Source organism: Streptomyces uncialis (assembly GCF_036250755.1).
Taxonomy (GTDB): domain Bacteria; phylum Actinomycetota; class Actinomycetes; order Streptomycetales; family Streptomycetaceae; genus Streptomyces; species Streptomyces uncialis.
The window spans coordinates 5,193,160-5,206,507 of the sequence record NZ_CP109583.1; the positions used below are offsets into that span (position 1 = coordinate 5,193,160).

The following is a 13,348-nucleotide window of genomic DNA, read 5'->3' on the forward strand; positions in this document are numbered from 1 at the left end:
TCACCAGCATGGCGTCAACCCTAATGGGCGGCACCGGTACCTGCGGGACATACATCTCGAAACCCCTGCTGGACCCCACTCCGCACCCCGCCGCCGCGGTTCGCCGCGCGCCAGGATCGCCTCAAGCTCTGGGAACACGCGTAGGCCACCATCGACGCGAGCGGCCAGGTGCAGATCTCCGTGGGGCCCCTCGGCGAGGCAGGTGTCGACGCGGGGAGTGCCGTCCTCGCATGCAGCGATGTCTACGGCCGCATCGTCCTAAGCAGGTTGGCCGATGAGATCGGCGGCCTACTACATGGAGAGGAGCTGAAGGCACAGCTAGGCGGTCGCACGGCGGACAGCTGAGATGACCCGTCGCATCACCTTCTCCGGCGCCTCGTGCTCCCAAGCCCGGATGACCGTCCAGCCCGCCTCCTCAAGGATCCGGTTGGTCTCGGCGTCCCGCCGCTGGTTCTCGGTGGACTTCTCCGTCCAGAACTCCTTGTTCTTCGTCGACGGTCGATAATGCTCCGGACAGACGTGCCAGAAGCATCCGTCGACGAACACCGCGACTCGCGCCTTCGGGAACAGCACATCCGCGCTACGCCGGAGGCCCTGGATCGGCTGTGCGTTGACCCGGTAGCGAAGCCCTTCCTTGAAGAGGAGCGACCTGAGTACCTTCTCGGGCTTCGTGTCCCTTCCACGGTTGCCTTTCATGGAGGCACGGACCGCCGGCGTCGAAGCCGTCGAGCCTTCCGGCAAGGTCTGCTCCCGCAGAAGGCCCTTGACCCAGGCCAGTCGCCACCCCTCAGCGAGGTTGGCCTGACGGCTGGCGTGTTCGACCTCCCCCAGATAGCGCTCCGGGGACCTCCTCCCATCGCCCCAGCGCAGTGACGCGCGGATGCGTCGCGTCTTGGGCAGGACCCTCAAGGAGACCGAGGCGTGAACCACGCGGCCGTCACCCAGGTCAACCTCGCGCCGATGGCGACCACCCGCAGCTTTGTCCTGTTCTGCGGACAGTGCCTTCCGGGTCCTTCCCGATCGCCCTTTCCAGGCGCGGTCGGGGGGCAACCTGTCGTTCCAACGACCCTGAGGCGGCCTCGACACGTCAATCACGTCCTCGGACCCGACGCCGTATCGAGGGCCTTGGCCACCGCATTGGCGAACACCGCGCCGAGCTTCACCGGGACCGCGTTGCCGAGCTGCCGCATCTTCTCTCCACGAGGCCCTTCAAGCTTCCAATCGTCGGGGAAGGTCATGACGCGGGCCGTCTCTCGCACGGTCATATACCTGTGCTTGTAGGTAGTGCCTCCGGGAGTCTCCAGATCATCGGTCAGCATCACTGACTCCCCGCCCGGGACACCGTGCACGCCAGCCTTCACGGTCTTGGCGGGACGGTCCAGCTCATTGGGTGTGTGGCCCTTATAGATCCGAGCCCCGGGCCACCCGATGTGGTCAGTGAACCCCCCAGCGCGATGTTCCTGGCGGTCGAGCCTGTCCCAGGAGATCTTCGGCAGTGGATCACCCTCGTTCTCGTCGATACCGGCGATGGCGTCCCGGAAGGTCCGCCAGGGCTTCGATCCGTCCGGAATGAGCGCGACGCCCTTAGCGATCCCGGCCCTAGCCCTGGCCCTGGCCGCGGCGCGTACGGGTTCGGGAACCTCGGGATGGCGGCTCCAGTAGGAATCATCGAGCATGGCCCGAAAGAGCGCCTCCTCGGAGTACTGGGGAAGTACATCCTTCTTGAACTGCTCGACGTCGACACCGAGGTCCTCCCGGAAGGCGACGATGATGATGCGATGCCTGATCTGCGGGACGCCGTAGTCCGCGGCGTTCACGCGCGTCATCACCACCTTGTAGCGCTCCGCCGGGTCACCCGAAGCCCTGTCTCTGGCCTCGATGAGGTCCATGAGGTCCTGATTGTGCCTCTGCCAAGGGGTGTTGGGGTCTCGCAGCTCGAAGGGCATCTCCATCTCACGCAGGATGTACTCGAGGTACCGCTTGAAGGACGGCCTAAGCAGCCCCACGACGTTCTCGCAGATCACGGCCTTGGGCCGGATCTGGCGCATCGCCTTGAACATCTGCGGGAACATGTTCCGCTTGTCCTCGTCCCCCTTCGCGATCCCCCCGAGGCTGAAAGGCTGACAGGGAGGGCCGCCGGCGAGCACGTCGACACGACCGAGCAGATAGCTCATGTCCAGGTCTTGGACGTCACCCGCCACCAGCGGCCACGGCTCCCCAGGCTCGGGGATGCGCTCCTCGTCCCCCCGAGGCTTCGCCCCGTTCGCCTCCAGGGTCTGACAGGCTCGCGGGGCGAACTCATTGAACAGCAATGGCCGGAAGCCCGCCTGATGGACCGCCATGGCCAGGCCGCCCGCCCCCGCGAACAACTCGACCCCGGTGCGATCACGCTTTGGCTCTTCTTGCAGCTCAAGCATTGCGAAAGCATACCGCGGATTAGATGGTACATGTAACCGTTGTCGAGGAAGTTCGCTTCATTCCTGTGGGTGGCTGAGCATGGCGCGATTGGTGATCCCAACGTGGAGGGCGATCACTCGTCGTAGGTGGTCGACCACCGACTTCAAGGGACGAGGGCGTCTCGCCCAGGCCACGCACGGGCGGTGCCAGACAGGTCCGGGAGAGCGCGGCCTGCACGAGACCGCCGGGACATCGATGGGGGCATCCGTCGGATAAGTGCCGACGCGCTGCGTGCGCCGCTCGGTGATGGAGCCGGCGTCGGCCCGCCCTGCCGATCCATACGGGGATCGCTCGATGGATCGCGCGTGGGCCCGAGGGGCGCCTCGCGTGGTCCCATCAACAGGAGGCGAACATCGGCAACCGTCGGGGCCTTCACCGCGACTCACGGTCTCGGCGGCCGGCCACGCCAGGCCGCGAACAGCCCCAACCCGACACTGCTGACCGCGGTGAACGCCTCGGGGCCGGCGAGCATGAAGACGCCCGTCGCCAAGGTGATCAGGATCAGCAGCGCGGCCAGGTCGAGCATCCGTTCGTGGATCGGCGCCTCCGGTGCCGGCTCCGCCGTGGCGGGAGTCCGAGGAGCGGGTGGCGCGGTGGTCTCTTCGTTTTCATCCATGCCCTCAGCACACCAGCCCGGCCAGCAATGCCCGGCACGGCACGATGAAACCCGGACAAGCTCGATCGGCGCAGGCCATCGCCGTACCGTGTGACCCGCCGAGCGAACGCACACTATGTATGGTGATGTTCGGCAGAGTTCGGTCCTGTTCGGTAAACCGCGTCCTAAGCTGAATTCCACAGACCATCAGGGGGACGCACGTGGCGGACGAGGACGCTCCCGGAGCCGTGTTCCAGCGCGAACTCGAGGACTTCGCCTCCAATCTCGAGACGCTGCGGATCGATTGCGGCAAACCGGCCCAACGCGCGATCAGCCGTGCCGCGCCTCCGGGGCAAAGGTTGTCAGCCTCCGCGATCAGTGAAGCCCTTAACGCGAAACGTCTGCCCCGCCTCGACTTCCTCATCGCGCTCGTCCAGACACTTCTCAGCATCTCGAGCGGCAGCCGTCCAGTAGGCCGAGATCATCCAACAGTCGAGTGGTGGCGCGCGGAGTGGACGCGACTCGAAAAGCTACGGGTTAGGGTCCGCCACGCGCGCTCGACATCCAAGTCCATGCGGACGCCCGTCCCGGCTAACGCCTCGCCGAACGCGTCGCTCTCCGATACGCCAGGACATTCGGCGAACTCGGCCGCATCCGTGGAGGGCGGTCGCGGCTCAAGATCTCGTCTCGAGACGCCGACGCTTCCACACTCCGGTTTCGTGTGGTCAGTGGCGTTTCGCTCCGCCGACAACCTGATGGCGACCGCTAGCGCATCTGGAGTGGTGACGCTCTGGGACCCGGTCACCCAAGAAGCGGTCGGTGAGCCCCTGCTTGGTCGCGCGAACATCACGCGGTCGGTCGTGTTCTCCCCCGATGGCAGCTTGCTCGCGACGGCCAACGACTACGGTGAGGTGAGCCTTTGGGATCCCGGCACCCACGAGGGGGTCAAGGCGTTCCTTACCACGGAGGATGTCGCGGTCACGGAGGTGGCGTTCTCCCCCGACGGCAGTCTGCTGGCCGCCGCCAGCTTCGATTGCACGGTACGCCTATGGGATCGATTCAGCCACGAACCCATAGGCAAGCCGCTGGCCGGCCACTCCGGACCCGTCACAGCGGTGAGGTTCTCCCCTGACGGCGGCCTGTTCGCTACGGCGAGCTTCGACGGCATGGTGCACCTTTGGGACCCGACAACTCGCCGTACAGTCGGCAAACCCCTGATGGGCCACTCAGGCGCCGTCAGATCGGTCGCCTTCTCCCCTGACGGCGACCTGCTCGCCACCGCCAGTGACGACGGCACGGTGCACCTTTGGAATCCCGCGACCCGGCGGACAGTCGGAGCGCCCCTCACAGGACACACAGGCTCCGCCACGGCCGTAGCGTTCTCCCCTGATGGCGAACTGCTCGCCACCACCGACTTCGATGGCGTGGTGCGGCTTTGGGATCCCGCCACCGGGCAGGCTGTCGGCGCGCCCCTGATCGGCCATACCGGCAAGGCCACAGCCGTAGCCTTTTCCCCCGACGGTGGCTTGCTCGCCACCGCCGGATTTGATGGCACGGTGCGGCTGTGGACGGCCGAGGACATCCTGCCAGCGCCGGTTCCGACACAGCGTGCGCGGCATGAAAGCGACCCGCACGAGAACCTGATCACACAGCGCGCCGAACCACGTACCCGGCTCGATTTCCTGACCGCACGGGGGCTCGCCAGCAGGAGTGTCCTCACCGCACTCAAGAACGGGGAAGCCATCTCCTTGGCGCCTATGGTCGGGCACCGCGACGCGGTCCGCGCTGTGGTGTTCTCGCCGGACGGGACCCAACTCGCGACTGCCGGCGCTGACGATACAGTGCGCTTCTGGGACCCAGCCAGTCGGCGATCAGTCGGCCGGCCCCTGACCAATCACCGTGACTCCGTGAGTGCGGTGACCTTCTCTCCCGACGGCACCCTGATCGCCACGGCAGACCGTGGCGGCGCGGTACGTCTATGGGATGCGGCCACTCGGACGCCAGCGGGCAGCCCTTTGACCGACCACCTCGGCCCCATCACGTCAGTGGTCTTCTCGCCCACCGGAACCCTCCTCGCCGTCGCCAATGACGGAGGCGCCGTACGGCTGTGGGTGCCAACCACCCAGCAAGCCGCAGGTGAGCCGTTGACCGGCCACGACGGGCTCGTCACCGGCATCGCGTTCTCCCCCGACGGCAGGTTGATCGCAACCGCCACCGACGCCGGCACGGTGTGGCTGTGGGACTCCACGAGCCGAGTGTCAACAGGCAGGCTCCTGGACGGCCACGGTGGCTCCGTCACCTCGGTGGGCTTTTCGCCCGACGGCAGCCTGATCGCTACCGCTGGAGATGATCACTTGATTCAACTGTGGGACGTACCCACCCACCAGCCGGTAGGAAAGCCCCTGAAGGGCCATGATGATGCCGTTGCGGCCCTTGTTTTCTCTCCCGACGGTGGCTTGCTTGCTACGGCCAGCAACGATCGCACCGTCCGCCTTTGGGATCCTGTCACCCACCAGCCCGTCGGAGAGCCTCTCGCCGGTCACCACGACGCAGTGACGGCAGTCACCTTCTCGCCGGACAGCTCCGTGCTCGCCAGCGCTAGCGTCGACCGCACCGTTCGGTTGTGGGTGCCTCCGGCGGCAAGCAGCCCGCCTGGGCCCCAAGTTTGATCTGGCAGGGGACCGAATAGACGACATGGGACCTGTTCCGCCCAAGGATGAGCAGACCGAACCGAGCTGATGGCCACTTCCTGGGCTCAGGGAGGGGTAGCGCGCCTGCTCGGCGGCCCCTGCGGGGCTTCCAGAAGTTCCGATCAGTAGTCGTTGATCCGCTCGAGCTGCTCCGCGAGGCCATCGACCCACTTCGGTTCTGGAAGCGCGTCAAACGCCTCTCGCTGTTCCAGGATCAACTGCCCAAGGGTGTGCATAGAGCTCACCGACTCGGCATACAGGTACCAGCGGCCCCACTGCTGCCCCATTCCGCAGCCGGCGCGTTCCACGAGTTCGGCGAGCAGGCTCGCTCGCTGAGCGTCAGGCACGACGCCCACCAGCGGGTACTCGGCATGGTGGTGACTATCGAGACCGCTGGAGCAGGAGTAGAAGGTGGCTCCCCGAGCCGCGTTGAGGGCCAAGCTCAGGCCAGCCACTCCGACATCGTTCCCGTAGAACGCCGCCATGAGCTCGGCGAATTCCACCCCGTCCTCGTCGTCGATCGCGTCAAGTACTTCTTTGATGCCGTCAGGAGCACTCGACTGCGCAGCCTGCGCGAGGATCTCGGCCTCAGTGCTGAGGCACTCCGCGACGTCCTGCCAACTGGGCAGGCCGAGGCTCTGGGCTTGTTCCGCTGTGACGGACACCTTTGGTGTGGTGGTCAGGCTGCGAGTGCGGTCTCGTAATAGGCGGGGCTGCGGTAGCCGAGGCTGCTGTGCAGTCGGTGCAAGTTGTACCAGCCCTCGATGAAATCGAAGATCGCGGTGCGGGCCGCGGCCCGGCTGGGCCAGGCGGAGGTGCCGAGCAGTTCGCGTTTGACGGTCGAGAAGAACGACTCGGCGAGCGCGTTGTCCCAGCACTGGCCGGTTCGTCCGACCGACAGCCGGATACCGAACTCGGCTGCCAGAGAAGTGAACTGTTGACTGGTGTACTGGCACCCGCGATCCGACTGGAAGATCACGGGGCGGGTGGGACGACGCTGCCTGCAGGCCGCTTTCAACGCGTCGGCCACCAGCTCGGTCCGCAGGTGATCGGCGGTCGCCCAGCCGACTACGCGCCGGGAGGCGATGTCGATGACCGTGGCCGGACAGAGCCGGCCCTCCTCGGTCGGAACATACTGATGTCACCGCACCAGCGGGCATCGAGCCCGGTGCGGTCGGGCCGGAAGTCCCGGACGATGAGGTCAGGACGGAGAGCCGCCCGGGGATCGGAGATCGTGGTCACATGCCGTCGTCGGCTGTGTCGGCCCTGCAGTCCGGCGGCCCGCATCAGCCGTGCGACGCGACGGCGGCCGCACCCGGCACCCTCGCGCTTGAGCACAGCATGCACGCGCGGGGCCCCGTAGGTTCCGCGCGATTTCGCATGGACCGCAGTGATCTGCTCGGTCAGCCCGGCATCCCGCACCGCGCGAGGGCCGGACAGGGCGGGAGCGACGGGCACAGAAGGCGGTCCGGGAGACCTTCATCAGCTCACACGCCCGCTTGACGCTGTGACCTGCCTGCTTCTCCGCCTCGATGAACGGTTGCACCGTCACCGGGTCTCCTTCGCGAAGAAAGCTGTGGCCCGCTTGAGGACGTCGACATCATCGCGCAGCCGGCGGTTCTCCCGCCGCAACGCGGCCAGTTCCTCGCGCTCGCTGCTGGTCGGCCCGTTGCGCTCGCCCGCGTCGACCTCAGCCTGCTTCACCCGGTCCCGCACCGCGGTCCCGGTGAGCTCGAAGTCCTTGGCGACCTGCCCGACCGAGCGGTCACCCCGTCGGCAGAGCCCGACGATCTCGGCCTTGAACTCCGGCGTGAACGAACGGCGAGGGCGGCGAGGCTTCTTCTTCCCCATGCTCTCCATGATGGACATCCTCTCGGGGCTGAACCCCTGATCTCGAATGTCCGTCAAAGCGGATCAAGCCCAGTACCCCAGGTCGCCAGTGCGGGTACTCGACGCACTCCTGCGGTCACATGTGGCCGCATCGTAGCCGTCTGCAGGTGTCTGCGCCTCGGAACCGGGGCGCGACACCTATCGTGGCCAACGCCGGGCGACACCGGACCGGGGATGACGTCATCCATGTGTTCCTTGAGCGCATGCACAAGGTTGGTGCCGTCTAGTTCGGGTCGCGTACCGCCGTTGGCGAACGCCTCGTTGGCCTGCCCGAACCCGGACGCCGTCACCAGAAGGCCCTTCGGTGTCGGCTTGTGTTCTAGGGCGTCGGCGTGTGCGGACACTGTCTCGAAGGTCTCACCTTGCTGGTGCGTTTGGCCTGTCCCGTTGGGAAACATCAGCAAGCCCTCGCCGCGCTCACTACCATGTGGGCAAAATCCCCGCTGAGAGGCGCACGTGGCGAGCACCCGTAACCAGCAAGTTCTGGCGGCGCACAAGGCAAGGTTTGAGCAGCAGGTCTCCGGCGGACGGGAGTTCACCAAACTCCTGCGGGAGATAGGTGCGGAGGCATACCGGTTCGAAGAGGACCAGTCTGATAGAGCACGCTGGTGGATCTACATCACCCTGCCTGCAAACGTCCGAGAGACCTTTGACCTGCGCCTCGATGTCCTCTGTCTGTCTGCCTCGTACGAGAGGGTGGAACCGCGAACCCTCACCCTCATCGCGGAACGGCTGCACGATCGCGACGCCCGAGTAGACCCGGACTTCGCCATCCTCCTGACTTCGGATCCAGGTGCGTCTGAACTCGTTAAACGGCGCCGCGGCCAGCTCGCCATCCTTACGATCAACTCGCACGAATTGCTCAGCGGGCCTGGGATAGGGCTCCGTGAGCGCATCGCGGAGATCATGGTCACCCACGACCACTACGATCTGACGCGTCCCATTACCGAACCTGCTGCGTTCTACGGTCGACAGGCCGAGGTGGCTGAGCTCGAGTTCGCCTTGGACCGGGGGCAGTCCGTCGGAGTCTTCGGACTCCGCAAGGCAGGCAAGACTTCGCTGCTTAACTTCGTTGCTCGACAGCGCGAAGGCAGCGGCAAGCCCATGGTCTGGTTGGACATCAGCGTGTTGCAGGCCTCTGAGGCGTTCCAGCTCGCCTTGCTGGAGAAGTGCCACACGATCGTCCGGCAGCTTGGACAAAGGCCGCCCCGGCTGATGACGCTCACCCGAGAGGGCAACCCGAATCCAGCAGTCCAGATCGGCAGCTATTGGATTCGTGACCTTAACCTCCTGCTGGATGCGCTGCCAGATCGTCTGGAGTTGTTTATCGACGAGATCGATCAGGCGTGGCCTAGCCGCTCCAATCTTGGCGCGGAACAGGCGACGGCTGTTTTGAGGTGTCTGACCCAGCTGCGTGGTGTGGTCCAGAGCCGTGAGGCCGAAGGCAAGCACGGCATCGGTGTTGTCTGTGCTGGGGTGGATCCCGCCATCTTCGAGAGGCCGCTCCTGGACGGGCGTGACAACCTGCTGTACAAGTTCGCCAGACTGGCCTTCCTCTCTCCCATGAAGCGCGAAGAGATGCAGGAGATGGTGCGTAGCCTCGGAAAGCGGATGGCGCTGCGCTACACGGACCACCGCACGATCGACTTCCTGTTTCAAGAGTTCGGTGGCCACCCGCTACTGACCCGGAAGGCGTGCTCTGTCGCGTCCCGCAAGCGGCCCCAGAACGAGATCCCCTGGCATGTTCCGCTCTCTGCGCTTGAAGAGGCGGCAGAGAGACGGGGGCCCAATACGCCCCAGTCGGAGGTTAAGGACGTGTTGGCCTCCTTCACCGAATGGTTCGGGGACGAGGCCGCCATGCTTCCACTGCTATGGTCCGAAGATCCGCAGGAGCGTGAGGAAGCGACGGAATGGGCTCGGAACGAGCCTGACACGGCGGCGCACTTGGTGTCGTATGGCATCACCGACGAGAACTGGTCGCCACGGATTCACGCCATGCGCGCGCTGGTGTTGCGATGAAGCTCTTGCCGTCGCAGGGGCAATGGGTTCAGGCCGTATGCGAGCACTTGATCGACGGAGAGATCGTCATAGTCCGGGGAGTACCGGGCTCGGGCAAGACCACTCTGCTCAACGCGGTGGAGCGGGAACTGGGGGGCACGAGCGTGTCCACCCGCGGGCGCAGTTACACCGAGCAGGACCAAGACGTGCGCAGCTCGGACTTTCAGAGGCGGCTTGGCGAAGCACTCGGCAGGCATGGCACGGCACACCTCCTCTTCGATGACTACCCACACGCCCTTCGTCGGTCGCATGGTCTGAGGCTGCAGCGGCAGCTGCTGCATCTATTGGTTGATGGCGAGCAGGCGGTCGACACCGGTGCCTTGCTGATGGGGCAGTGGGCGCGCAGCATGCACCTGGTCAGCAGTGGTTCTCCACTCGTGGCGCGGGCGCGGGTAGTGCCTCTGCCAAGCACGATCGAGTCCGACTTCGAGGCAGTCGGCTGCCCCCAGTCACGGGATGCCGCAGTAGCCGTAGGCGGCAATACCGCGCTGCTGGCGAAGGTGACTTCGGTCCTGGGCAGGCCAGCCCTCCACCAGATTCGCGAGGCGGCTGAGCTGCGAGCCCCCCAGTGGGTCCGGGACGTGCCGTGGGATGCCGTTCAATGGATCAAGAATGTAGTGCGTGACGGGCCGACCACGCTACCTTCAGACGACTTCGCAGCCGAGGCCCTTGCTCCGTTGGTCTTCACTGTGGGCGACGGACGGTACGACGTGGTGAGCGCGCTTAGGTCGGGCGCGGCCCTCGCCGCACTGGACGGTAGGGCACCGACATGGCCCGATCGCTGGGCGGAGTCAGTTGCCACCTTCTGCGGGCTCCTCGCCGGTGCGTCGGCGGTTGTGTGGGTGGACCGGTACCTGGCCGTCGACCCACCAAGGCTGCTGCGATTCCTTCAGGCCGTGCGTGCGACCTGTGGGACTCAGATCCGGATACTTATCGCCAAGGACCAGGCCAAGAAGATCGACGCCTCTGCCATGGCCGCCTTCTCGGCGCTGGACTGCGCGATCAAGACGATGCATCCGGGTGACCGCAAACAGCTCCACGACCGGCATCTGATCTTCCTGGGCGGTCGCCAGGGCGGTGTGGTGATGCCGACGGGCGGGGTCGTGCTGTGCAAGGACCCCCCGGGAGCGGCTATGGCCGTTCAAGCACCGTTGCTTGACCAAAACCTGATACGCGAGGCTTGGGACAGGGGCCAAGTGCCTGTTGGGCCCTGACCTCCGGACCGCAGCCAGTGCCTTTCGGTCCACCATGGGGACGATGGATGGGTGGTTGGTTGTCAGCCTCGCAGTTGTTGCTCATCCAGGCGCGAACCCTGCGGTGTGTTCACCAGCCGAGGCCCATGGTTGGCCCAGCGAGCTAGCTTCTGGGAGCCGAAAATCGAGGTCGGCTCCCCGACGGCTCCCAAGACAGGGGCAAACGCCAAACAGGGGCCTGATCCACTGAGTGGATCAGGCCCCTGACCTGGTCTTACGAAGTCGGGGTGGCGGGATTTGAACCCACGACCTCTTCGTCCCGAACGAAGCGCGCTGCCAAGCTGCGCCACACCCCGATGTCCCCGCTTGCGCGGCGACGACGCTTACTTTAGCCCACGGGGCCCCGGAGACGAAATCCGGTTTCGTCGGCGCTGAGCGGTCGTGACGGGTGGGTCCGGGCCGGGTTCCGGCGGGGGCCGGGGCGGCTCGGGCAGGCCGTGGGGCGCGGTACGCGGCGCTCCGTACAGCTGCTCGACTCCGTGGCGTCGGACCCGTCCAGCCGCTCCGCCCCGCGGGCGAGGGACGTCGGACGCTTTGCCCCGGGCCACCTGCGTCCGCGAGGGCCGTCGGACGCGCTACCCCCGCGCCACCAGCGTCAGCAACGACACCTCCGGGGGGCACGCGAAGCGGACCGGGGTGTAGCGGTTGGTTCCGCAGCCCGCGGATACGTGGAGGTACGACGTCCGCTCGTCGACCGTGTGTGTCGACAGGCCCTTCACCCGGTCGGTGTCCAGGTCGCAGTTGGTGACCAGCGCCCCGTAGAAGGGGATGCAGAGCTGGCCGCCGTGGGTGTGGCCCGCCAGGATCAGCGGGTAGCCGTCATCGGTGAACGCGTCCAGGACCCGCAGATACGGGGCGTGGACCACGCCCATCGAGAAGTCGGCGGCCTTGTCGGGTCCGCCGGGCACCAGTGTGTAGCGGTCCCGCTTGATGTGCGGGTCGTCGAGGCCCGTGAGCCCGATCTCGACGCCTTCCACCTTCAGCGTGCCCCGCGTGTTCGTGAGGTTCAGCCAGCCCGCCGCGTCGAAGCCGTCCCGCAGGTCCTCCCACGGATTACGGAGCACGTTCACCGCGGGCGGGTTCCCGTTCAGGCCGTGCTGCCCCCGGGCCTTCTCGAACAGATACTTCGCGGGATTGCCCAGCCTCGGCGCGTAGTAGTCGTTCGACCCGAACACATACGCGCCGGGGAACTCCATCAGCGGGCCCAGCGCGTCCAGGACCTCCGGGACGCCCTCCTGGTCGGACAGGTTGTCCCCGGTGTTGATCACGAAGTCGGGCCGCAGACCCGCCAGCGACTGCAACCACCGCTGCTTCTTCCGCTGACCGCTCACCATGTGGATGTCCGACACCTGAAGAACCCGCAGCGGGCGCATCCCGGGCGGCAGGACGGGGACGGTCACTCGTCGAAGGCGGTACGAACGGGCTTCGAACCCCGCCGAGTAGAGCAGACCGGCGGCGCCCGCCGCCGCAATTCCGAGGGGTACTCCATATCGCGCGCGCATACCCCTATCGTGTCAGACTCGATCAACTCCGCCACGTTCCGATGTGATCATCCGCCCGTCGGGCGCCCCGGTCCGGCCCCATCCCGAGCCCCCCGGTCCGCTGCGCGACCTGGCCCCCCCGGAAGCCCCGGCCCCCCGGATCACCCCCAGCCCCCGGACACCCCGGGACCCAGCGCCCCGATCACACCGATCACCCTGATCACCCCGGACACACCGATCACACCGGACACCGACCACCCCGACCCGAAATCCCGCGCGGCCCCGCCCCCACAGCTGCGACAATCCCCCCATGACCACGCTCAAGGCCAAGCTCAAGGAAGACCTCACCGCCGCCATCAGGGCGCGTGACGAACTGCGCTCGTCGACGCTCCGGCTGACCCTTACCGCTGTCACCAAGGAAGAGGTCGCGGGGACGACGGCGCGTGAGCTGTCCGACGACGAGGTGCGGCAGGTGATCGCCCGCGAGGCGAAGAAGCGGCGTGAGGCCGCGGACGCCTTCGCGCAGGGCGGCCGGGCGGAGTCGGCCGAGCGGGAGACCGCCGAAGGCGTGGTCCTCGCGGAGTACCTGCCCAAGCAGCTCTCCGACGACGAGCTGCGGGAGATCGTCACGCAGGCCGTCGCGGAGGCCCGCGCGGCCGGTGCGGAAGGGCCCCGCGCGATGGGCCAGGTCATGAAGATCGTCAACCCGAAGGTCGCGGGCCTGGCCGAGGGCGGCCGGGTCGCCGCCCTCGTCAAGCAGCAGCTGGCCGGCTGACCGGCCGTACACACGGCCGTCCACGGTCGTACGGCGGCTGTGCACGGGGGCGCACCCGGCTGTGAACGGGAGGTCGTACGCGGAAGGTCGTACGGCGGCTGTGCGCGGACCTGTACGAAGGGCGCCCCCGGTCGATGAGACCGGGGGCG

The 13,348-nt window shown here is 66.6% G+C and carries 11 protein-coding genes, 1 tRNA gene and 1 pseudogene; 4 read left to right on the plus strand and 9 right to left on the minus strand.

What is annotated here, in order from left to right:
• Positions 1–318: 318 nt before the first annotated feature.
• The 3 genes from OG711_RS21580 to OG711_RS21590 all read right to left on the minus strand — a co-directional run bounded on the left by OG711_RS21580 (position 319) and on the right by OG711_RS21590 (position 3,073).
• The gene (locus OG711_RS21580; RefSeq protein WP_329560101.1) at positions 319–930 is read right to left on the minus strand and encodes a very short patch repair endonuclease; all 612 of its coding nucleotides are present in this window, start codon (positions 928–930) and stop codon (positions 319–321) included.
• A gap of 161 nt (positions 931–1,091) precedes the next feature.
• On the minus strand, positions 1,092–2,417 hold the full coding sequence (locus tag OG711_RS21585) for a DNA cytosine methyltransferase (protein ID WP_329560102.1): 1,326 nt from the start codon (positions 2,415–2,417) through the stop codon (positions 1,092–1,094).
• A gap of 422 nt (positions 2,418–2,839) precedes the next feature.
• Entirely contained in the window at positions 2,840–3,073 is a 234-nt protein-coding gene (locus tag OG711_RS21590; RefSeq protein WP_266517246.1) for a hypothetical protein, read from the minus strand.
• A gap of 200 nt (positions 3,074–3,273) precedes the next feature.
• On the opposite strand from OG711_RS21590, the gene OG711_RS21595 reads away from it, so the two are divergent.
• Positions 3,274–5,721, plus strand: coding sequence for a WD40 repeat domain-containing protein (locus OG711_RS21595; protein WP_329560103.1), 2,448 nt, complete (start codon positions 3,274–3,276; stop codon positions 5,719–5,721).
• A gap of 143 nt (positions 5,722–5,864) precedes the next feature.
• On the opposite strand, the gene OG711_RS21600 is transcribed toward OG711_RS21595, so the two are convergent.
• From OG711_RS21600 to OG711_RS21610, 4 genes and pseudogenes are all read right to left on the minus strand, one after another.
• Positions 5,865–6,407, minus strand: a complete 543-nt coding sequence (locus tag OG711_RS21600) for a hypothetical protein (RefSeq protein ID WP_266517241.1) — start codon at positions 6,405–6,407, stop codon at positions 5,865–5,867.
• A 14-nt stretch (positions 6,408–6,421) separates the two neighbouring features.
• Positions 6,422–6,862 (minus strand): annotated as a pseudogene (locus tag OG711_RS21605) (IS3 family transposase); the annotation flags it as partial.
• Positions 6,811–7,200, minus strand: a complete 390-nt coding sequence (locus OG711_RS39175) for an IS3 family transposase (RefSeq protein ID WP_405673930.1) — start codon at positions 7,198–7,200, stop codon at positions 6,811–6,813. The gene OG711_RS39175 and the pseudogene OG711_RS21605, both read right to left, overlap by 52 nt.
• Before the next feature lie 90 nt (positions 7,201–7,290).
• Positions 7,291–7,602, minus strand: a complete 312-nt coding sequence (locus OG711_RS21610) for a transposase (protein ID WP_329560104.1) — start codon at positions 7,600–7,602, stop codon at positions 7,291–7,293.
• A gap of 486 nt (positions 7,603–8,088) precedes the next feature.
• Here OG711_RS21610 and OG711_RS21615 point away from each other — a divergent pair, with 486 nt between their 5' ends.
• Positions 8,089–9,651 (plus strand): ATP-binding protein, encoded by a 1,563-nt coding sequence (locus OG711_RS21615; RefSeq protein ID WP_266517233.1) that lies wholly within the window; start codon positions 8,089–8,091, stop codon positions 9,649–9,651.
• Entirely contained in the window at positions 9,648–10,904 is a 1,257-nt protein-coding gene (locus tag OG711_RS21620) for a P-loop NTPase family protein (RefSeq protein WP_329560105.1), read from the plus strand. Before OG711_RS21615 ends, OG711_RS21620 begins: the two co-directional genes overlap by 4 nt.
• A 261-nt stretch (positions 10,905–11,165) precedes the next feature.
• On the opposite strand, the gene OG711_RS21625 is transcribed toward OG711_RS21620, so the two are convergent.
• Positions 11,166–11,239, minus strand: a tRNA-Pro gene (locus OG711_RS21625).
• Positions 11,240–11,518: 279 nt separating this feature from the next.
• A complete protein-coding gene (locus tag OG711_RS21630) occupies positions 11,519–12,445 on the minus strand; it encodes a metallophosphoesterase (RefSeq protein ID WP_329560106.1) in 927 nt (308 codons plus the stop codon).
• Between the two features lie 289 nt (positions 12,446–12,734).
• Between OG711_RS21630 and OG711_RS21635 the strand changes: the two genes are divergently transcribed.
• Positions 12,735–13,199 carry a GatB/YqeY domain-containing protein gene (locus tag OG711_RS21635; protein ID WP_073795549.1) on the plus strand — a complete coding sequence of 155 codons (465 nt, stop codon included), beginning with the start codon at positions 12,735–12,737 and terminating at the stop codon, positions 13,197–13,199.
• Positions 13,200–13,348: the final 149 nt, after the last annotated feature.